Raw genomic sequence first — 21,071 nt, 5'->3', positions numbered from 1 at the left:
TAGGGGAGATCGCAGACTATGTTGGAAGTGCAACAGTTAAATCAATACTACGGTTCCTCGCACACCTTGCGCGGCATCAACCTGTCGGCGCGCAAGGGCGAGTGCCTGGCCTTGCTGGGCAGGAATGGCGTGGGCAAGACGACCTTGCTGAAATGCCTGATGGGCGTGCTGCCCGTGGCGCAGGGCCAGGTGCTGTTCCACGGGCGCGACATCACGAAGCTGGCGCCGCATGCGCGCGCCAAGCTGGGCATCGCTTACGTGCCGCAGGGGCGCGACATCTTTGCGCGCCTGACGGTTGAGGAAAACTTGCTGATGGGCATGGCGGTGAAGCGGGGCAGGCAAGCTGCGCGCATCGATCCCCACGTGTATGAACTGTTTCCGGTATTGAAAGAGATGCTGCAGCGGCGCGGCGGCGATTTGTCTGGCGGGCAACAGCAGCAGTTGGCCATCGCCCGCGCCCTGCTGGCTGAGCCGCAGCTGATCATCTTCGACGAGCCGACGGAGGGCATCCAGCCGTCCGTCATCAAGGATATCGGCAGGGTCATTTCCTTGCTGAAACAGCGCGGCGACATGGCCATCGTGCTGTGCGAACAGTATTTCGATTTCGCCCGCGAACTGGCCGACGAATTCATCGTCCTGTCGCGCGGCAGTGTCGTGGCCAGCGGACTGGCAGAACAGATGGATGGCGAGGAGGTGAAGCGGCACCTGGCGGTGTAGCAACTACACCAGTTGCAGCCACCCCAGCACGGCGCCGGCCGCCAGCAGCCACAATAAATGGATCTTCGTGCGCCAGATGATGAGGCCAGCCACGATGGACAGGGTCCACAGGGGCCAGTCGGTGCGCCATTGGTGGTTGGCGCCGCCCAAAATCATGCCCGTGGAAATCAAGAGGGCGACGACGATGGGCGCCATGCCTTGCTTGAAGGCGCGCACGGGGCGCAGGTCGCGGTTGCGGTAGCCCCACTGGGCTGCCACGTAGGTGAGGGTGGTGCTGGGCAGCATGATGCCCACCATCGTGATGAACACGCCAAGCCAGGCGGCCGTGTAGCTGCCCGCGTTCATGCCCACGTTCCAGCCCATCAGGGCGACGAACAGCACGTTCGGGCCGGGTGCGGCCTGGGCGATGGCGATCGACTCGTTGAATTGCGCCTGCGTCAGCCAGCCATGCTGCTCGACGAGGAAACGGTGCATTTCGGACGTGGTGGAAATGGCGCCGCCGATCGACATCAGCGACAGCATCAGGTAATGGCCGAACAGGTTCAGCCAGTCGCCCGCGCTCAGCACCAGTTGCAGGGGCGGCGTCATGCGGACAGCTTTCGATACGTGAGCAGGCAGCCGATGCCGCCCAGGCCCAGCAGGATGTACAGCAGGGGCCAGCGGAAGATCGCCACCATCAGCACGCCCAGCACGGTGATGGACAAGGTCAGCCACAGGGGCAGCGGATGCCTGACCAGCGCGGTCGCCAGTTTCACGCCCGTGGCGGCGATCATGCCGGCCGAGACGGCCGCCATGCCGCGCAGGGCGCCCGCCATCTGCGGATTGTCGCCGAAGCGCGTGTACAGCACGCCCAGCACGAGCACGATGACGAGGGGCACGGCCAGCATGCCGGCCAGCGCCGTCAGCGCGCCTTTCAAGCCGAAATAGCGTCCGCCCACCATCAGGGACAGGTTGACGACATTTGGGCCGGGCATGATTTGCGCCACGGCCCAGTCTTCCAGGAATTCCTCCTGCGTCAGCCAGCGCTTGCGCTCGACCATCTCGCGCTGGATCACGGCCAGCACGCCGCCGAAGCCTTGCAGGGCCAGCCAGGTGAACGAGAAGAACAGGTCGGCAAGCGAGGCGGGCTGGGGGCGGGGGAGGTCGGGCTGGGTGGTGGCAGGGGCAGGCATGGCTGATTATCGCCGTGGCCGCTCGGGCTTGTCCATCGCTTTCGGCTGCGGTTGTGCCTGGAAGAAAAAAACCGTGGCTCATGTTTCCCTGCCATTGACATCGAGAGTTTATCGGCAATACTTTTATCGGCACCATGATCGCTGTCCCTGTCCGCGCTGTCGCGGTTCGCACCGCTACGCCGTCTCCCCCCTCCGTCCCCTTCGCAGGAGTTGTCCATCATGCCTCAATCCACAGAAACGCTGCATATGCCCGTCAAAACCGTGGTGCCGCATGCCCGGGTCGACCAGAAGATGTGCGATATCGTCAATCTGGGCATCGCCGTGCAGGCGGCCTTCAGTACCTTGTGCGCACTGGAATACCTGAAGTCATACAATGTCGCCCCGGAACTGATCGAGCGCGTGCTGCTGCACCCGGAGCAGCGCCGGCAGACCGTGCATTGAGTATCCGCACGGCAACTGTGTTGCCGGCGGCCGCGATCCGTTGTTGTCGGATTGATCATTACGGCTCAGTTATGCACAAATGATGAGTTAACGAAATTGGCGAAATAATTTTCTTGTGATTATGTGTGAGTTTCTAAGTGCTTGATTTTAATGAGTTTTATTTTTGCTGTTTGATTGAGCAGTTTATTGAAAGCCGCACGGGCTGTGGCTTTGAGGGCTGTCAATAGGCGCTTATCCACAAAGATATCCACAGTCCGTGTGGATATCTGAAAAAGCGCTTAACAATCCGCCACTTAGGAAATTGACGCCGCTCAGCCCATGCAATCGGCGGGCAAGATGGGCCGGAATGGGGCATGCCGCAAGCCTGTATGCCTATCCAGTGCTCTTGTTTTTATGACTGAAAGTAGTGGCGCAGGGTCAGGGCGTGCCGCCGGCCGGCGCCGCTGGCGTGTCGCCGCACTGGGCCAGGGCGGCGGCCAGTTCGGCGACCTGTTGCTGCGCTTCGCGCAAGGTGGCGTAGGTGCGCAGCGAGGCGATCACGGTGGTAAACAACTTGCGCGTGGTGAGGTCGGTCTTGCACCAGAAATCGTTGATGTCGTAGTCGATGATGATGCGGTGTTCCAGCGCCTGGCCGGGCTGGCCCGTGCGCAGGATGATGCGCACGGCGCTGTTGTGCAAGTCTTCGCGCACCTGGCGCGCCACTTGCAGGCCGGCATCCTGGGTTTCCATGATGACATCGAGCAGCACCACGGCGATATCTTGTGTGCCGCGCAGCAAGGCCAGCGCCTCGGCGCCAGAATACGCGTGCAAAAAGCTCAGCCGGCGGCCCTGGAAGCTGGCCTGGCTGAGGGCGAACTTGGTCACCACATGCACGTCGACATCGTCATCGACGATCAGCACGCGCCAAGGCGCCGCGTTGGCGGGTTCCGCCGCCGCTTCTGCCCGTTCCAGCGGTTCGTCGACCAGCCAGTCGGGTTCGTCCGCCCCCTTGGCGGAATTATCGCTATCCATATTCATGCGTTTATCCACCGTTGATCGTCGTCGCTACTCCACACTATGCCAGTCTGCGGGGTTTGTCAAAACAATGCTGTTCAAGCAAGACGGCCTGGACCGGGGATTGCCAATGCACAGAAAATATATTTTCATGGTGGTCGAGTAAGTTTGTTCTAGCGCAAACTCCTGATTGCAAGTCATTGATTTCATTGGGGTAAAAAATTGCCTGTGAAATCAGCAAATTGTTGAAACCCGCATCAATACTGGTGTTGCGGCTTGTCAAGAGGGGCTTATCAACAACTTTATCCACAGTTGCTGTGGATATCTAAAAAAGCCGTGCAAAAACCGGGGCTTAGCGCCCGTTCGTGCGGCTGGGGGCAAGCATTCATGCGGCGACCCCGAGGCCGCCCAACCGGGCAAACGCCTGCAGGAAGCGCTGCTTGGCTTCGGCCGGACCCATGGCCTCGATTATACCGGGCAAGGGGGCGATGCCGTCAAGGTAAGCCCAGCGCTCGGCCGAGTGCGGCATCAGGTCGCGCTTTTCCGTGGCCAGCGCGATCAGGTCGGCCCGCTTGATGGGCGCGTAATCGGAAAAGTCCAGGCCATAGGTGGCGGCGATGATTTAGGTTCATAAAGGTACGCTAATTGCATTATCAGTGCTATGTGTAGTGCGAGCCCGCTGCCCGTATCTTCTGGTAAAACGATCCGTCATCGTTTGAGCTGGGGGGGGCAGATAGTCCAATAACGCGTTATGACCATCGGCATGGTCAGGGTGAGAAGCGAGCCGCGAAAAACCCGTGCGTATGTTGAACGGCGAACGGTTGAAGGCATGTCCAGCAAGGAAGCGCATCGCTGCCTGAAGCGATATATCGTTAGGGAACTTTAGTTGTTAAGGCGCACCAGCATCACATGCCGTCATCTGCTTTCCTTCATATAACGATTTGCCAAATTCTCTCGCCAAAAATGACCGCACGGAAGTCTGCTCGCTTTTGCGTCCAGCGATGTTTCAGCCGGTATCTACACTATTACAGAGTGGCTTTCGATTTTTCCGCATTCCTATACCCGCAGCACCAACAGCGTCCCTCGCGGTTCACTTGCCGTTGCCGGCAGCACTACGGGCTTACCCTGTTCCGCCTGAATTTCAGAGCGAGTCGGACCCTTCCTATCCGCCGGCGGTGTCCTGTCCACGATGGCCCAGCTCACAGAGGCCATCCCTACCGCGTACCGTTATGGTTCAAGCCTGTCAGCACATTTGACTTGTACAATGATGACGACGTTTATCGAAAGCTCACATATGTTGGTCGTGTTCGTTCACGTACATGCGCAGCATGCGCGCCAGCCCAATCGGTGGCCGACCGGCCCCTTCGACCTTCGGATAGAACGGCCCGATCAGTTTGTGCAGCATGCCCCACGGCGTCACGCTGTCGATCTCGGCCAGGAAACGGTCGCGCCGCGTCAGCTTCTTCTTGGCGGCGTATTCAAGGTCGGAGAAGCTCTTTTGCATGATCGATGGCGGACAGTAGCGATACAGAGATTGTCTCAGGTCGGACCGCAGTGGAGAACGGTCCGCGATAAATTAATCAGTGTTTCCCTAAACTTGGCTATCAGTCATTAATCTGGAATCTCGAAAATTGGGAACGTGAACATCATCAGAAAAAGAACGCTGCATAAAATATACTTGATGGACGGTGAAATATCGAGGGAGCTTCAATATGCGTGTGACCAATGATAGAATTCAGGGTCGTGCGCATCTGAACCTGTTGGGCGGGGCATTCTAGTTGTAAAAGATATTTTGTCAATTGAGGTTTGTAAAAGAATTGCTTCGTTACCAGTCCGGGGTAGTTAGACCTTTGCTCTGCCGGCATCCTGGGCTTTCTCGTGGTCGCTAAAATCAATTGGTAGTTGACGTTCCGCTAGCAGACTGGGAGACTTGAAAACTGCCCAATTGAATAGCCAGTTCGATTCCTTGCTGCTATTACTGAGTATTCTCAACAATCTAAGGCTCGCTGCGTATTCTAGCGATGCGCATCGACTTTGTTCTTGATGCCATGGAGCCGGCACTGTACGCTCGCCAGCCTAATGTGACGATGCCCTGATTCATCACAGCGACCTGGGTTCGCAATACGTTTCTATCCGTTACCGCGAGCGCCTGTCCGAAGCCTGCGATGCCCTCAGTGGGCAGCAAAGGCGACAGCTTCGACAATGCACTGGCTGAGACCATCAATAGTTTGTACAAAGAGGAGCTGATACCTCGCCGAGCTCCTTGGAAGATGCACGAGGCCGTCGAACTGGCAACGCTAGAATGGGTATCCTGGTTCAGCCATCACTGGCTACTCGAACCACTTGGCTTTATGCCACCGGCCGAAGCAGAGGCAAACTACTACCGACACCTTTCCAAGCAGGCCGTCTTGACCTGACTCACACTAAACGGCCTCCTAAAATTCCGGGGCGATTCACTTCTAGAAGTCAAACCTAGGACTATAATTGTACGATGGAATTCGACCTTTTAAATAAGCCAGACGGCCGTACATCGATTTTGTTTCCTTCCGGATTCGTGCTAGATCTACTCGCTCCGGATGCGACTGGCCTGCCAATCAATGATATAGCTCTTTGTTTAGCATCACAACCTCGCTGGGGCGGTGCAGCAAGACCGTGGTATTCGGTCGCCGAGCATTCGGTCATGGTCTCGCGCCTCGTGCCGTCGAGTTTGGCGTATGCGGCCCTTTTGCACGACTGCGAGGAGTTTCTCGGTGACTGGCCATCGCCTGTTAAAGTTATGCTAGGTCGAGATTATGTAAGGGAGCGCTTGCATCCGGTAAAGGATGCATTGCGGCGCAGATTTGGTTTCCAGGATGATCACCCTGAGATAAAGCACGCTGATCTGGTATGCATGGCGACTGAACTGCGGGATCTGTTGCCACCTGCTTGGATGGAATGGGGATATCTTCCAGCGCCGCATTGCGCCAAGATAGTTCCTGTCGGCCCTGAGCGTGCTTATACTTTATTCCTGGAGCGTTTTGATGAATTGAAGCATTTGGCATTCTAGTTACCAGGGCAGACAGGGAGGTGAAGGTTGATCCTTGTTCATTTCAAGAGGCGGCGTAAACGTGACGTTAGTACCGTCATTGACTTTTTCATCTTCCGTTAGTTGGCCTGCGCGCGAATGCCACGTTATAGATCGATGATTTTCCGCAGTAGTTTCAGAGTGTTGCGCTGGTGCCGATTTGTTGCTCTACCCGTACAATCAGCAAACGTAGACCCAGTGCAGGATCTGAAGCTCTGTATATGGATCAGTTAAAATCTGCAGGTTGATTCAAATCGCCCCCAGCGCCAACACAATGAGGGCGCTCTGAAGTTGTGAGAAACCGAAGACGCCTCCGGAAGAAACGTTTGTTCAAGTGCCTTTTGGGGCAAATCTTTGTCCAGCACATTTTCATCGGTGCTCGAGCGTTGCCCCAGTGATTGCATGTGTTAAACGCAAGTTATCGTCCACCGTTTCCCCGACGCTGGAAGCAATATTGAGCTAGATGACTTGAGAATCGTTGACCTGAGGCACCATTGCGTGTGGGTCAGCGCGGCGATAGGCGGGCGTACAGTGTACAAATGGTGTCCGGTTCGAGCCACTGCAAATGGATTGGATGGCGGGCGCCTGCGCGTAAACCCTCGCACAAATCCTGCCGCTGTTCCAGCTCGATCACTCCCCGTGCCATGTCGAGCGTTCGCACACTGACGGCGTCGAAATCGAAGTAGCGGCCTACGTCAGAATAACTAGCCTTGAAAAAACTTTCTTTGGCAGAAAATGCGGCTGTGATCAGTAACGGCAGTGTCACGTGGGTAGACAAATTTTGCAATAAGTCCAACTCGGCGCCGGATAACACGGTACTGACCAGTGCCTCAAGCGCATCCCTCGATGGAACGGTTTCAATGTCGATACCGATACCCACATACTCAGTGGCTGGAGCGATGATGGCGGCGGCAAACTTGGCGTCGTGGGTGATACTCCCGACAATCCCATTTGGCCAGATCGGCGCCCGCCCTTTCCCGTTATATATGGGCGTTGCCGGCAACGCTGCCATCCTGAGGGCCTGTTGTGCACACAGCCTGCCAAAAAAATATTCCCTCTGGCGCTTTGGTACGCTGCGGGCGATGCTGTCCGGGCGATCTATGCCAGCCTGCTGAAACCAGTCGGTGTGGAAAGGCGCGACGTCCAGACGTATCATCCGCGCCGTAAATGATGACCAAGGCATGTTCGTGCGGAGGGGGAGAGCCATGCTTTCCATTTGCCAAGCGATGTCACTAGTCTCACATGCCGTCATTCCTGTCCTTTGCTTACCTAGTGAGGCACTAGATAATAGCGCATCAGCTTACCGTACGCCAGATGTTGGGGCGGGGGGGGGGGCTCATGTGCATCAGCTCGATGGTCCGGCGCCCATGTCATTCGCTGACCAGTTTTATACGTTGGCAGGACAAGTCCGTCCCGTATGAACCGGCGTCATGCTCAGTACGAAAATCCGTACTGGGCTGAACAACGCGACAGACCTCCAGGGCGGTGCGAAACGGTCGGCGATCAGGTGGTAGACAATCGGATTGTTGGAAAAGAGCATGCTCATGGTTGTGCTGCGGCAAAAAGAGGGCTCGGGCGGGTCTCAGCCATGGCGGTAGCGCGGCTCGCTGCGCAAGCTGGGTGCGATGATCATCTGCAACTGTGCCAGTAACTGGTCGGTCGCCGAGTTAATGAAAAAGTGCCCGCCGTCGAACCACGCCAGTTCGCCGCCGACGCTGGAGTCGCTGAACCAGTCTTCATACTGGGTCACGTCGTCGAACTCGTCGTCGCGGCCGGCAAACACCGTAATGGGCACGGGCAGCGGCGCGCGTGGCGTGTCGGCGTAGTCGCTGGCCATACGGAAGTCGGCGCGCACGATCGGTAGCAACAACTCCAGCAGGCCAGGGTTGGCCAGCACCTGGGGCGGGGTGCCGTCATAGCGTTCGAGCTCGCTCACCAGCGCGGCGTCGTCGAGCAGGTGCAACTGGCGCTTGGGATTGCGCGCGCGCGGCCCGTGGGCGCCGGACACGATCAGCTGGCGCGGAAGCGCACCGCCGCGCTCCCGCAGGTAGTGACTCACTTCATAGGCGAGCAAGGCGCCCAGGCTGTGGCCAAAGAAGGCGAACGGCAGGTCCGGCAATGCGGCGATGGCCTGGGCAATGGCCGGCACCGCCTCATCAATGTGCTGCAGTAGCGGCTCGGCAAACCGCGCGCCCCGGCCGGGCAGCTGGATGGCGCACACCTCGATGTCCGGCCCCAGTGCGCCCTGCCAGGGTAGGTAGACGGCAGCATTGCCGCCCGCGTAGCAAAAGCAGAACAGGCGCAGCGCAGCCGGCGGCCCGGCGCGCCGCAGTATCCAGCGCTGGGCGCCGGCGGAAGACAAGGTCATTGAGGTCATGTGGCCTGAACGAAGTGGATGAGGTTGACGAAGTTGACTACGCCTTGAATTATAAGTTAATCTATCCTTTTTACAACAATTGGCAAATGTTTATGTCCAGTCTGATGAAACGAATGCGTTTTTCCGTCGGCACATCCCAGCCGTTTTGGCATCGCGCCGTGCGCCTTGCTTGTGCGGCCGGCCGGTCCCTGACGGCCGCTGCCGATGGCGCTTAAGATCGCGCCTCCCGAGGAGCGCGTCACCGGCGCTGCGATGGACCAGCCGCTGCCCAAGCGGCGTGGAAAATACCTGGCCCTGTCGCTTGGCGCGCTGGCGCTGGCCAGCGGTGTGGCCGCCGCCATCTGGCAGCTGGCGCCGAGCGGTCTGCATGTGGCCGAAGGCAGCGTCCGCACCGCCACAGCCCAGCAGGGTATGTTGCGCAACGACATCGTAGTGCGCGCGACGGCGGCGCCGCTGCACACCACCATGCTTGACGCCACCGAGTCGGGCCGCGTCGAGGAAGTGTTGGCCGGCGACGGCACCGTGGTCAAAAAAGGCGAGCTTCTGTTCCGCCTGTCCAATTCGCAGCGGCGCCTTGAGCTGGTCGCGCGCGAGGCGGACCGCGCCCAGCAAATTTCCAACCTGTCCAATTTGCGCGTGGCGCTTGAGGCGAGCCAGACGGAGCACCAGCGGCGCCTGCTCGACATCAACTTCGCCCTAGCGCAGGCCCAGCGGCTGCACACGCGCAACCAGTCGCTTGCCGAAAAAAACTTCATCTCCGCCTCGACGCTGGAGGAATCGCGGGACCAGCTGGCGCTGCAGCAGCATTCCCTCGACGACGAAAAGCAGCGCGTCGCCATCGAGATGCGCATCAAGCGCGACGGCGTCCAGCAAATGGAGCAGGCCATCGGCCGGCTCGACGCCGGCCTCCGGGTGGTGAACGAGTCGATCGAGGCGCTGGCCGTGCGCGCGCCGGTCACCGGCCGGCTCACCGACTTCCGCCTGCAACTCGGCGAAATCGTCAAGCCCGACCAGCACATCGGACGTATCGACGATCCCAGCCAGTTCAAGCTCACGGCCCAGATCGACGAGTATTACCTGGGCAGCGTGTCGGTCGGCAAACCGGGCCGTGTCCAAGTCAGCGGCCGCGACTACGCGGTGCGCATCCGCGGCGTCTTCCCGCAGATCAAGGATGGCAGGTTCTCGGTCGAGCTGGTGTTCACCGGCGAGGTGCCCGACGTGATGAACCCCGGTCAGAGCGTCGAAACGCGGATCACTCTGGGCCAGACCAGCCCCGGACTGATCCTGCCCAACGATGCCTACCTGAACGACAGTGGCGGCAGCTGGGTGTTCGTGCTGGCCGCTGATGGCAGGAGTGCCGAACGGCGCGCGATCCGCATCGGCCGTCGCAACAACAGCCAGGTGGAGGTGGCGGCCGGCCTGGCGCCCGGCGAGCGCGTCATCGTCTCATCCTACGCCCCGTACGGCAAGGCCGAAACACTGCAACTGGCCAAGTAGACTTTCCCTGCGCTTTTTTCACCAACCCAAGCTCAACCCGATCAATAGAGAGAGGCATCATGCTCAAGTTCGTAAATACCAATAAGAAATTTGTAGGTGGAGAAGTCGTCACGACGGCATTGAGCAGGATCAGCCTGGAGATCAAGTCTGGCGAATACATTGCCATCACGGGGCCGTCCGGCTGCGGCAAATCGACCCTGCTGTCCATCCTCGGCATGCTCGACAGCCCAGACGACGGCGAGTACTGGTTCGACGGCCAGAATGTGGCCGGCTGGAGCGAGGTGAAACTGAACGAACTGCGGCGCGGCCGGATCGGCTTCATCTTCCAGAGCTTCAACCTGATCGAAGAACTGACGGTCGAAGAGAACGTCGGACTGGCGCTTGAGTACAGCAATGTGCCGGCCAGGCAGCGCCGCGAGCGCGTCGCGCAATTGCTCGACAAGCTGGGGGTGGCGCACCGCGCCAAGCACCGCCCTTCGCAGCTGTCGGGCGGCCAGCAGCAACGCGTTGCCATTGCGCGTGCCCTGGTCACCAAGCCTGCCGTGCTGCTGGCCGACGAACCGACCGGTAACCTCGATTCCGTCCACGGCGAAGAGGTCATGCGCATCCTCGAACAGATCAACGGTGAGGGTACCACCATCGTGATGGTCACTCACTCGCCGTCGCACGCTGCGCGCGCCGCGCGCATCGTGCGTCTGCTCGACGGTGCGCTGGTCGCCGAGCCGGTCCCTGCCGTCGCTGCCTGATCCCGGAGCGACGATGACATTTCAAGACTTCCGCGTCGGACTGCGCATCCTGGTCAAGGACCCCGCCTATTCGCTGGTGGCGATACTGGGGCTGGGGATAGGGTTGGCGGCCTGCCTGCTGCTGCTCGGTTTTGCGCGCTATTGCTGGCAGTACAATGCGCACGTGCCGGATGCCGACAACGTATATATCGTCAAGCAGCGCAACAACCTCGACCTGGGGGAACCCTGGGTCGACCAGGCCCCGCTGTTGCTGCGCGAGGCGGCCAGGACCGCCCCCGGCGTGAGCAACGTCAGCGGCTACGTCAACTGGTTCCCCTTCACCGTGCAGGTCGACGGCCAGCTGCGCAAGCTGCGCAGCCTGACCGTGCTGCCCGGCTTTGCCGAGATGATGGGACTGCAGGTGCTGAAGGGCGACCTGAACGAGGCGCTGTCGCGCCCGGACAGCTTCGCCATCACCGAGGAGACTGCGATCCGGCTGTTCGGCAGCACCGATGTGCTGGGGCGGACGGTGACGCTGAGCACCGTGCACGAGCAGGGTGGCAGCGCGCGCATTGCCGCGATCCTGCGCAATCCGCCGGCCAATACGACGATTCCCTTCCAGGCCCTCAACGGCCTGAACCTGAGCCTGGTACCGCAGATGATGCGTACCGAGGCGCTCACCGGCGAGCAGGGCTGGCTGGGTAATCTGCTGGTGCGGGTCCGGGCAGGCGCTCCGCTGGCGGCCGTCACCGCGGCCGTACAGCAGGCCGCCGACAGCGCGCCGAGCGTGCAGAATGTACCGCCCGAGGCCAAGGAGCGCCTGGCCGGACGCAAGATCATGGACATCCGGCTGGCGCCGCTGCGCGAGGCGTATTTCGACCGCGAGGTGGCCACCAACGCCTTCTCGCTGCAGGTCGAGCGCGGCAGCGCCACTGTGGTCACCGGCCTGGTGGTTATCGCCATCCTGATCCTGGTCCTGGCCGCCATCAATTACGTCAACTTGGCGACCATCCGCGTGATCCGCCGTCAGCGCGAGATCTGCATGCGCAAGGTGCTGGGCGCCAGCGCCGGCCGCCTTGCGCTGCAGTTCGTTGCCGAATCGCTGCTGGTGACCATGCTGGCGACGGCCATCGGCCTGCTGCTGGCCTGCCTGGCTCTGCCGGTCTTTGCGCAGCTGGTCAACCGCGACCTAGGCAGTGTCCTGTCGCTGGAGAACCTGCTCGCAGCGCTGGCCATCGGCCTGGTGGTCGGTCTGCTGACCGTGATCTATCCGGCCTGGATCGCCTTTGGCGTGCGGCCGGCGCAGGCCCTGGCCGGCCGTCCCGATACGGAATCGCGGCGCAGCAAGCGCCTGCGCCAGGCCCTGTCCGTGCTGCAACTGGCTGTCGCGATGGGACTGGCTAGCGTGGCCATGGCCATCGCATGGCAAACCCGCTTCGCCATCGACGCCTCGCCGGGCTTCGACCCTGCGCCCCTGCTGGTGTTCGATCTGCCCGAGGGGCATATGGTGCGCACAAGCGACAAGGCGCGCGGCCTGATGGCCGAGCTGTCGCAACAGCCCGGCGTGGCGGGTATCGCGTTTTCCACCGATCCGGTAGGCCGCGCGAAGAACCAGTGGAGCACCGAAATCAAGCGAGAAGGCGGCGAGGCGGCCACCATCGACATCAAGTCGGTCAGCGCCAACTTCTTCGAGCAATATGGCGTCAAGGCCGCTGCGGGCCGGCTGTTCGACTCCAAAATCGACCAGGAAGACGACGCCGTTCCGATCGTGATCAATGCGATCGCCGCGCGCAAGCTCGGTTTCGCGTCGCCGGAGCAGGCGCTCGGACAGACCTTGCTGCTGCGGGGGCTGGACCACGGCGTATCGTCGCTGATCGCCAAGCGGGTGGTCGGCATCGCGCCGGAAATCCTGTTCTATTCGCTGCGCGAAGCCCCGGGCGCGACGGCGTATGAATTGTGGGCGGCCAATGCCACGCTCACGGTCCGCGCCAGCGGATCGGTCGCCGACGCCGAGCGCGCGGTGCGTACCACCTGGGCGAAATACTTCCCCAACTCCATCCTCGAAGCGCGCTCGGCCAAAGACATCTACGCGGAAAATTATGCGGAAGACGCCAGGCTGGCCAGGTTGCTGGCGGTGGCGACGGTCATTGCCATGACCATCGCCGCCTTCGGCGCCTACGTATTGGCCGCCGATGCGGTGCAGCGCCGCACTCAGGAAATCGCGCTGCGCAAGCTGTACGGCGCGCGCCGCAGCGACATCGGCAAGCTCGTGGCGAAGGAGGTCGGCACCATCATCGCGCTGTCCGCGGTGGTGGCTCTGCCGCTCGCCGCGCTGCTGATCGCCAACTACCTGAGAACCTACGCGGTACAGGCGCCACTCGCTTATTGGACCCTGGTGTTTGCTCTGGCTGTGACCCTGGTCACGGCGGCCGTCGCCGTCGCGCGGCACGCCTGGATCGCGATGCGGCTCAAGCCGGCCGTTGCGCTGCGCACGTGATGGCGACGAGCATCGACGCGATCCTCAGCAAGCAAGCCCGGCCGCTGTGCGCACTGCTGCTGGCGGCAGCGGCTTGGGTGGTCTCCGGCCCGGCCGCTGCCGGAGGATCGGCGCCCCGTACGCCGGCCGAGCTGAAGGCGCAGCTCGAAACCATCATGCGCGAGGAACGGGTGCCCGGCATGGGCTTGGCTGTGGTGGCCAACGGGCAGTTGGTCTGGCAGGCCGGCCTAGGCCTGGCCGACCCGGCCGGCAAGACGCCAGCCAGCGCGCAGACGCTGTTCCGCGTCGGCGACATCGCGAAGGGATTCGTCGGCCTGGCGGCCCTGAAGCTGCAGGAACAGGGCAAGCTCAAGCTCACCGATACGCTCAAACAATGGGCGCCCGAGCTGGCCCTAGACAATCCCTGGGAGGCGAGCGATCCGGTACGCCTGGCGCATTTGCTCGAACATACCTCCGGCCTGTCCGACATGAGTTTGATGGAGTACGCGCACAGCGCCGAGCCGCCGGTGTCGCTGAAACAGGCGCTCCAGCTCAACGGCGGCGGGCGCAAGGCGCGCTGGCGTCCGGGCTCGCGCGCGGCCCACAGCAGCGTGGGGCCGGCGCTGGTGGCCTACGTGATCGAGAAAGTCAGTGGCCAGCGCTTCGAGGACTACGTCACGCAAAACTTTTTCCTGCCGATGGGGATGAAGTCGGCCAGCTATGTCGAGCCGCACAGCGGCTTTGCCGGACAGTACGCGGCCGACGGCGTGACCGCGTTGCCTTACTGGCATCATCTGTACCGTCCGTCCGGCGCGCTCAATGCGTCGGCCGAGGACATGGCGCAGTACCTGCTGCTGCTGGTCAATCGAGGCAGTGTCGGCGGCACCCAGATCGTGTCGCCGGCCTCGGTCGAGCGGCTGGAGCGCCCGGAAACGCTGGCAATGGTGGCACTGGGGATCAAGGTGGCCCCGGGGGCGGGCATGTTGAATACCATCGAAAACGGCGTCCACTTCCGCGGCCATTTCGGCATCGTCAACGGCGGCCTCAGCGAGGTGCTCTATTTGCCGGAGACGCGCTCGGGCGTGGTGCTGATGATGAACAGCCTCAACGAGTTAGCCCGCGCCCGCATGCTCGAACTGTTGCAGGCCTATCTGGTGCAGGGCGTGCCGCGGCCGGCGGCCGCGCCGGTGGCCAGCGTCGATGCCGAACTGCGAGAGCACTATCAGGGCTACTATTTGGAAGACAGCCCCACATCGGAGCGCATGCGCTTTGTGCACGATTTCACCGACGTCATGCAGGTGGTGTTTACCGACAACGGCATGATTGCACGCAATGTCTTTTCCGGCTATGCCGAGGAATGGATCGCCCAGACTGGCCGGACCTTCCGGCAGCAGGGCCAGGCAGAGCCGATGGTGGCGATGTTTCGCGCCCAGGATGGCGAGATCGTCATGCAGTCGAAATGGGGCACGCTACGCAAGGTGTCGACCTTCCGGGCGCTTGCGCCGCTGGCAGTCGGTGCGCTCAGCATATTCCTGATGCTCAGTTCTCTGATCGCCGGTGCGGTCTGGGCCGTGAAAAAACTGTTCTGGCGGGACCAGGCCGCCGTCGCGACCTCAATCCGCCTGCTGCCGATGGTGGCCAGCATGCTATTTTTCATGATCGGCTTTACCCTGGTCGGCGCCATGAACCTGCAGGGCCTGTGGGGCGGTTGGGGCGCGCCAACGGCTGAGTCGATCGCCGCACTGGTCGTCGGCATCGCCTTCCTGGTGCTGTCGGTGATGGGTGTCGTCAACCTGGTGCGCCAGCGCCGCCCGGCGACGGGCCGCTTCGTCTATTGGCACTCGGCGCTGGTGTCGGTGGCCTGCCTGACCGTGGCGCTCTACCTGCTTTACTGGCAGGCGATCGGCATTCCCGTCTGGAAAATGTAAGGACCACACACGGCACCCAAAAAGGCCAACCGCGCGGTTGGCTTTTTTATGTGCGCCCAGCATAGGCGCACTCCTGTGGACGCAGCATGACCGAACTGGTCGACCCGCTGCGGCGCTACTTGCTGGGTTGGAAAGCTTACTTTGGCTTGGCACAAACACCAAGAGTCTGGCGTGGGTTGAACGAATGGCTGCGCCATCGACTGCGGGAGATTCAACTCAACCAGTGGCAACGTGGCCCGATAATATATCGGGAACTGCTGGCCTTGGGAGTGTCGGCGAAAGTGGCGCGACTGGTGGTGGCGAATAGCCATTGCTGGTGGCGGAATAGTCGCATGGCACTGAACAGTGTGCTGACGATTGCCTACTTTGACCGTCTCGGCGTGCCGCGACTCTCATAACCTCAACTACTCGAACCGACCGGTGCGGACCCGCATGCCGGGAGGTGTGGCAGGGGGCGGCCAGTTATACTGGCCGCCCCCTGCCGATTGCCGTGAGCCGGGGCTCAGGCGCTGGTCCAGGCTTCCTTCTTCAGTGCGCGGGAAATCGAGCTGATCCAAATGAGCGCCAGCAAGGGGAGCAGGCGCAGCTTGTTCATCCTGAGCGCGTCGCCCACCAGCTCGCGCGTAATCGGTTCCTTCCAGTCGCCGAAGCGCTTCACCGGCGAGCGAAAGCACTGCGCCAGGGTGATGCCGGGTTCGCTCGTGGCCGCGTCGATACCGTGCCACCAGAACGGCGGGATATAGACGGCGTCGCCCGCTTCAAGGACGCCTTCGTACTTGGTTAGGCCGCTGTCGGTGGGGAAAAAGCGGTCGGCGCAGGACATGTGGTGGTAATTGGCCTTGATCAGCGGGGCGAAGCTCCACCAGTTGGCCGGCGTCAGCCTGAACAACGAGATGCGCTTGGTACCTGCCAGCTGGCAGGTCAAGGTCTCGTCGAGCTGGTGATAATGCCATTCGGTGGAAGCGTTCTTGTAGAAGAAGATGCGTTTGCCAGGATAGCCCAGCGGTTTGCGCTCATGCTGCTGCAGGAAGTGGTAGTCGCCGATGTCGTCCATCCACTGCTGGGGCACATCCATGGCCGGGATCGAAAAGGTCTCGTGATCGGCCGCGCCGCGCATGTCGGCGATGCACTCGGCAAGGCTCTGGCGCCGTTCCGCCGCGTGTTCGAGCGACGGATTGGGATTGAAGGTGCGGGCGACGAACACCTCGGCGTCGCCGCAGCGGCTTTCCAGGTAGCCGGGGCGGTGCCAGTGCTGCAGCGCCGGCCATGCCGCGGCGGCGCCCTTGATCAGCACGGGAACGTGCTGGCCGACATACTGTTCCCAGAACGCCTGTTCGGTCAGCGATGCGGCTTCAACGGTGGCCAATGGATGGACGTCGCCGGGGACCAGGTCAATGACTTTGGTGACGGTTTCAGACATGGTTATTTTCCCTGCTAGTTGAACGACATGGTAACGAGGTCCGCCGATTCCAGCATTCCCGGCATGCTGACAATCCGATTGATGAAGTTGGAGCGCGCGCGCGCCGCCGGGCCGGCCGGCCGGAAGCGCAACTGCCGTGCGACGACTTCCTCGAACAGCATGCGCAGCTCGATGCGGGCCAGGCGGGCGCCCAGGCAGAAGTGGGCGCCGTGCCCGAACGACAGATGGGGATTGTGCCGGCGCCGGATGTCGAACACCTCGGGCGACTCGAACACGTCGCCGTCGCGGTTGCCCGAGGCGAAGCACATGACGACGCGCTGGCCCTTGCGGATCGCCTGGCCGTTTAGCACATAGTCTTCCGAGGCGGTCCGGCGGAAATAGATCACCGGCGTTTCCCAGCGCAGCATCTCTTCCACCGCCGATTCGATCAGCGAGGGATCGGCGTACAACGCCTCCTGCTGCTCTGGGTGCGCGGCGAGGGTGGCAAAGCCGCTGGCGATAGTGCTGGCGGTCGTGTCGTAGGCGCCGATCGCCAGCGACCAGAAGTAGCTGAGGAAGTCTTCCTGTGAAATCACGCTGCCGTCGTCGTAGCCGATATTGGCCAGGACCGACAGCACATCGTTGCGCGGCGACGCGCGCCGGGACTGATACGCGGCAACGCCGTAGCGATACAGCTTGTCTAGCGCCACGCCCGAAGCGTGCATGACGTCGGCGAACTCACGGTCGCCGGTTGGGATGGCGTGAACCCGGTTGAACAGGTCTCCCCAGAAGGCGGCGGACGGCAGATCCTCGTCGGCGAAGCCGAGCACGTCGCCGTATACCACGCGCACGGGAAATCGTGCCGCGATGTCGCTCACCAGGTCGATCTCGCCTTTTTCCTGGGCGCGGTCGAGGACTTCGACCGCTCGTTTTCGGATGACGGTTTGCAGCGCCGACATGGCCTCGGCGCCGAACTGCGGCATCACCATCCGGCGCAGTTCGCCGTGCTGGGGCGCGTCGAGGTGGCACAAGCCGTCGCGGATCATCTTCCAGGCCGGGTGGGGAATGTCGACCGAATCGCTCAGCACGGAACTGCCGTGGGAAAAGAAGATCCTCGGCTGGCGCGCCACCTCGCAAATATCTTTGTGTCGGGCGACCAGCCAGAAGCCTTCGCCGGCCGGCGCGTGCGGGATGGAATGCCATGAGATCGGCTGCTCCCGGCGGAAGCGCGCGAAGGCCTCGTGCGGGGTGCTCTGGGCAAACTGATCAAGGTTGAAAAAATTGAAATTTTGCATTATTTCATTGATTCATAAAAGACAATACGAGTATACTACGTAACGCTGTTTTGGTTGCTGATTTACCTATTTTTTTCCTCATGAGAAAGTACGACCAGCAAGGTGAAAACGATATTGGATAGACTGCGGTCCCGCGCGTCGGTGTCGCCTGATGAAGTTTGCTATACCTACCTTGACAGCCTGCATGTGGCGGCCGACCTGACCTACCGTGAGCTTGATGCTGCCGCGCAGACGATTGCCCGCAAGCTGCTGCTGCACGGCGCTGCCGGGGACCGGGTGCTGCTGCTGATGCCGTCGGGCACCGCGTTTCTGCTTGCCTTCTGGGGCTGCTTGTACGCGGGAATGATCGCGGTGCCGCTGTATCCGCCCAAGCCGAACGACCGCAGCGGAAAGGTCCTTAACATCATCGAAGACTGCGGCCCTCGGCTAGCGATCGTGTCCGATCCGCTGCCGCCGGAGCAGATCGCAGCCCTTCACGCGCAGGCGCTTTGCTGTCTGTGCTTTGCCGATATGGTGGCCGATACCGATACCGATACCGTGGCCGGGCAGACGGGCGCGCCGCCGCATGCCGTTGCACTGCCTGAACCGGAGCCCGATGCCATCGCCTTCCTGCAATACAGTTCCGGCTCCACCGGCAACCCCAAGGGCGTGATGATCTCCCATCGCGGCATGATAGCTAACCTGATCGTGCTGGAAACGACCACCCGCACTTGCGCCGCTGACATCTTTGTCGGCTGGCTGCCGCTGTTCCACGACATGGGCATGGTGATGATGGTCCTGATGCCGGTCTATGCCGGCGCCAGGTCGGTGCTGTTCTCGCCGTTGAAGTTTGCCAAGAGCCCGCTGTTCTGGTTGCAGGCCATCTCGCATTACCGGGGCACTATTTCCGGCGCGCCCAATTTTGCCTACGATATCTGTGCCCGCAAGTTCGCGCCCGATGCGCTGAAGGATGTCGATCTGTCGAGCTGGCGCATGGCCCTAAATGGCGCGGAACCGGTCCGGGCCGACACCATTGCCGATTTTCAGCGCACCTATTCGGCGTTGGGCTTCCATGAGGCCACCATGACGCCAGCCTATGGCATGGCGGAAGCGACCGTGTTCCTGTGTGCCGGCACATTGCTGGAGCCGCCGCGGGTGGTCCAGGTCAGCCTGGACCGGCTGCAGCAGGGCAGGGCGTTTCCTCCCGAGACGGCATCGGAAAAGTCGCAGGCAATGGTCAGCTGCGGCCCGTCGCCGGCGGCGCACGACATGATCGTCGTGCAGGATGCGGCCGTGGCCGAAGAAGACAGCGTCGGCGAGATCTGGGTTAAGGGCGAAAGCATTTCGTCTGGATACTGGGGCAAACCGGAGCTGTCGGAACAGGTGTTCAAGGCCTACACGAAAGACGGCGCCGGCCCCTATCTGCGCACCGGCGATCTGGGCTTTGTGCGCGACGGCGAGCTGTTCGTCCTGGGGCGCAGCAAGGATGTGCTGATCGTCCAGGGCCGAAATCTCTACCCGCATGACCTGGAAGCCTGCGCACGCGCGTTGCTGGCGGCCGATGCCGTCGGCGATGCGGCCGTCTTCGGCATGGAAGCCGAGGGGACCGAGCACATCGTCCTGCTGCTGGAGGTGCGCCCGCGTTTCCTGGACCGGCAGTATGACGACATCGCGGTCGACATCCGCGCCAGTACCTTTGAATCTTTTGGCGTGCTGCTCAGCGAAATCGTGTTCCTGGCGTCAGGTGCCATCATGAAGACGACCAGCGGCAAGGTGATGCGATCGACCATGAAGCAGCGGCATGCCTGTGGCGAGTTGACCCCGTTGCAGGTCAGCAAGCTCGATCTTGCCGGCGCCCATGCCATGCCGGACCAGCCCGCGGTGCGCGGGACAGCGACCGAGCAGGCGCTCGCTGCGATCTGGGCGGATCTGCTCAAGCTCGATGCCTGCCAGATTGGCGTGCAGGCAAATTTCTTTGCGCTGGGCGGCCACTCGCTGCTGGCCGTGCGTCTGGTGGCGCAAGTGCGCCACGTGCTCGGTGTCGAGCTGGGAATCAAGGACTTGTTCGCCAATGGTTCGTTGGCGGCGCTGGCCGGTGCCATCGACCGCAGTGCGGGCACGCTCATCCGCCCGCAGGTCACGGCGCAGGCGCGTGGCGCAGCGCTGCCCCTGTCGTTCGCGCAGCAGCGCCTGTGGCTGCTGGACCGGCTCAACGGCGGCAGCGCGCACTACAACATGCCGTCCGCCCTGCGCGTGACGGGCCGCTTCGACGTTGCCGCCGCCGAGCAGGCGTTCCGGCGCATCATCGCGCGGCACGAGCCGCTGCGCACGGTGTTCGCAGGCGAAGATGAGCAATTGCGGCAGGTGATCCGCGAGCAGGTGGAATTCGCTATCCGGGTGAGCGACCTGACGCAGCTCGACGCCGGCGCGCGGGAACAGGCCGCGCAGCAGCTGGCGCTGGCCGATGCCCAGGCGCCGTTCGACCTGGCGCGCGACGTGATGCTGCGCGCCAGCTTCATCCTGCTGGGCGAGGAGGAGGGCATGCTGCTGTTTAATATGCACCACATCGCTTCGGACGGCTGGTCGATGGACCTGCTGGTCAAGGAATTCCTGAGCCAGTACCAGGCGCTGCGCAGCGGCTTGGACAATCCCTATGCTCCGCTGGCGATCGGCTACGCCGACTATGCGCAATGGCAGCGCGACTGGCTGGCCGGGCCGGTGCTGGAAGAGCAGCTTGGTTATTGGGACAGTCAGCTGGCCGGCCTGCCGCCGGTGCACAATCTGCCGCTGGACCGCGCCCGCCCGGGGCACCAAAGCTTCCGTGGCGCGCGCCACCGCTTCGCCGTGGGCAAGGCCGTTCATGAGTGTCTGAAACAGCTGGCCCAGGACCAGCAGGCCACGCTGTTCATGGTGCTGCACGCCGCGCTGAGCGTGCTGCTGGCGCGGCACGGCAACAGCAGCGACATCGTGATCGGCACGCCGGTGGCCAACCGGCTGCAGAAGGAGCT

At 62.0% G+C, this 21,071-nt stretch carries 15 protein-coding genes and 3 pseudogenes; 10 read left to right on the top strand and 8 right to left on the bottom strand.

The window, feature by feature from the left end; all coding sequences use genetic code 11:
• The first annotated feature begins 18 nt into the window (after positions 1-18).
• Entirely contained in the window at positions 19-717 is a 699-nt protein-coding gene (gene urtE, locus O3298_RS00090; protein WP_305058234.1) for an urea ABC transporter ATP-binding subunit UrtE, read from the top strand.
• A gap of 3 nt (positions 718-720) precedes the next feature.
• On the opposite strand, the gene O3298_RS00085 is transcribed toward urtE, so the two are convergent.
• Together O3298_RS00085 and O3298_RS00080 are read right to left on the bottom strand one after the other, a co-directional pair.
• On the bottom strand, positions 721-1,305 hold the full coding sequence (locus O3298_RS00085; protein ID WP_099667303.1) for a chromate transporter: 585 nt from the start codon (positions 1,303-1,305) through the stop codon (positions 721-723).
• Positions 1,302-1,889, bottom strand: a complete 588-nt coding sequence (locus tag O3298_RS00080) for a chromate transporter (protein ID WP_305056374.1) — start codon at positions 1,887-1,889, stop codon at positions 1,302-1,304. Before O3298_RS00080 ends, O3298_RS00085 begins: the two co-directional genes overlap by 4 nt.
• A 219-nt stretch (positions 1,890-2,108) precedes the next feature.
• Here O3298_RS00080 and O3298_RS00075 point away from each other — a divergent pair, with 219 nt between their 5' ends.
• Positions 2,109-2,330, top strand: a complete 222-nt coding sequence (locus O3298_RS00075) for a hypothetical protein (RefSeq protein WP_099667305.1) — start codon at positions 2,109-2,111, stop codon at positions 2,328-2,330.
• Positions 2,331-2,747: 417 nt separating this feature from the next.
• Here O3298_RS00075 and O3298_RS00070 read toward each other — a convergent pair whose 3' ends face one another.
• Both O3298_RS00070 and O3298_RS00065 read right to left on the bottom strand, forming a co-directional pair.
• Positions 2,748-3,347 carry a response regulator gene (locus O3298_RS00070; protein WP_251348103.1) on the bottom strand — a complete coding sequence of 200 codons (600 nt, stop codon included), beginning with the start codon at positions 3,345-3,347 and terminating at the stop codon, positions 2,748-2,750.
• A 1,288-nt stretch (positions 3,348-4,635) separates the two neighbouring features.
• Positions 4,636-4,827: pseudogene (locus tag O3298_RS00065) on the bottom strand (IS5/IS1182 family transposase); the annotation flags it as partial.
• A 514-nt stretch (positions 4,828-5,341) separates the two neighbouring features.
• On the opposite strand from O3298_RS00065, the pseudogene O3298_RS00060 reads away from it, so the two are divergent.
• Together O3298_RS00060 and O3298_RS00055 are read left to right on the top strand one after the other, a co-directional pair.
• A pseudogene (locus O3298_RS00060) lies at positions 5,342-5,740 on the top strand (IS3 family transposase); the annotation flags it as partial.
• Positions 5,741-5,814: 74 nt separating this feature from the next.
• A complete protein-coding gene (locus tag O3298_RS00055; RefSeq protein ID WP_305058233.1) occupies positions 5,815-6,369 on the top strand; it encodes a hydrolase in 555 nt (184 codons plus the stop codon).
• A gap of 523 nt (positions 6,370-6,892) precedes the next feature.
• On the opposite strand, the gene O3298_RS00050 is transcribed toward O3298_RS00055, so the two are convergent.
• Both O3298_RS00050 and O3298_RS00045 read right to left on the bottom strand, forming a co-directional pair.
• A complete protein-coding gene (locus tag O3298_RS00050; protein WP_305056376.1) occupies positions 6,893-7,594 on the bottom strand; it encodes a 4'-phosphopantetheinyl transferase in 702 nt (233 codons plus the stop codon).
• Positions 7,595-7,969: 375 nt separating this feature from the next.
• Positions 7,970-8,764: a thioesterase II family protein gene (locus O3298_RS00045; RefSeq protein ID WP_305056377.1), complete on the bottom strand. Its 795-nt coding sequence runs from the start codon at positions 8,762-8,764 to the stop codon at positions 7,970-7,972.
• Positions 8,765-8,968: 204 nt separating this feature from the next.
• Between O3298_RS00045 and O3298_RS00040 the strand changes: the two genes are divergently transcribed.
• The 5 genes and pseudogenes from O3298_RS00040 to O3298_RS00020 form a co-directional block, all read left to right on the top strand.
• Complete coding sequence (locus O3298_RS00040; protein WP_305058232.1) at positions 8,969-10,261, top strand: efflux RND transporter periplasmic adaptor subunit; 1,293 nt, start codon at positions 8,969-8,971, stop codon at positions 10,259-10,261.
• 59 nt (positions 10,262-10,320) lie between these two features.
• On the top strand, positions 10,321-11,007 hold the full coding sequence (locus O3298_RS00035; protein ID WP_289916206.1) for an ABC transporter ATP-binding protein: 687 nt from the start codon (positions 10,321-10,323) through the stop codon (positions 11,005-11,007).
• A 13-nt stretch (positions 11,008-11,020) separates the two neighbouring features.
• Positions 11,021-13,483, top strand: a complete 2,463-nt coding sequence (locus tag O3298_RS00030; protein WP_289916204.1) for an FtsX-like permease family protein — start codon at positions 11,021-11,023, stop codon at positions 13,481-13,483.
• Positions 13,483-15,390: a serine hydrolase gene (locus tag O3298_RS00025; RefSeq protein ID WP_305058231.1), complete on the top strand. Its 1,908-nt coding sequence runs from the start codon at positions 13,483-13,485 to the stop codon at positions 15,388-15,390. Before O3298_RS00030 ends, O3298_RS00025 begins: the two co-directional genes overlap by 1 nt.
• A gap of 71 nt (positions 15,391-15,461) precedes the next feature.
• Positions 15,462-15,788: pseudogene (locus O3298_RS00020) on the top strand (group II intron maturase-specific domain-containing protein); the annotation flags it as partial.
• 104 nt (positions 15,789-15,892) lie between these two features.
• Here the strand turns inward: O3298_RS00020 and O3298_RS00015 are convergent.
• Together O3298_RS00015 and O3298_RS00010 are read right to left on the bottom strand one after the other, a co-directional pair.
• Positions 15,893-16,810 carry a cupin-like domain-containing protein gene (locus tag O3298_RS00015; protein WP_289916197.1) on the bottom strand — a complete coding sequence of 306 codons (918 nt, stop codon included), beginning with the start codon at positions 16,808-16,810 and terminating at the stop codon, positions 15,893-15,895.
• A 14-nt stretch (positions 16,811-16,824) separates the two neighbouring features.
• Positions 16,825-18,084, bottom strand: coding sequence for a cytochrome P450 (locus tag O3298_RS00010; protein WP_289916195.1), 1,260 nt, complete (start codon positions 18,082-18,084; stop codon positions 16,825-16,827).
• 102 nt (positions 18,085-18,186) lie between these two features.
• On the opposite strand from O3298_RS00010, the gene O3298_RS00005 reads away from it, so the two are divergent.
• Positions 18,187-21,071, top strand: a 2,885-nt coding sequence (locus tag O3298_RS00005) for a condensation domain-containing protein (RefSeq protein WP_305058230.1), incomplete at its 3' end; no start/stop codon positions are given.

It is taken from the genome of Janthinobacterium sp. SUN137 (assembly GCF_030587265.1).
Lineage (GTDB): Bacteria > Pseudomonadota > Gammaproteobacteria > Burkholderiales > Burkholderiaceae_D > Janthinobacterium > Janthinobacterium kumbetense.
This window is presented reverse-complemented; position numbering and strand designations above follow the sequence as displayed.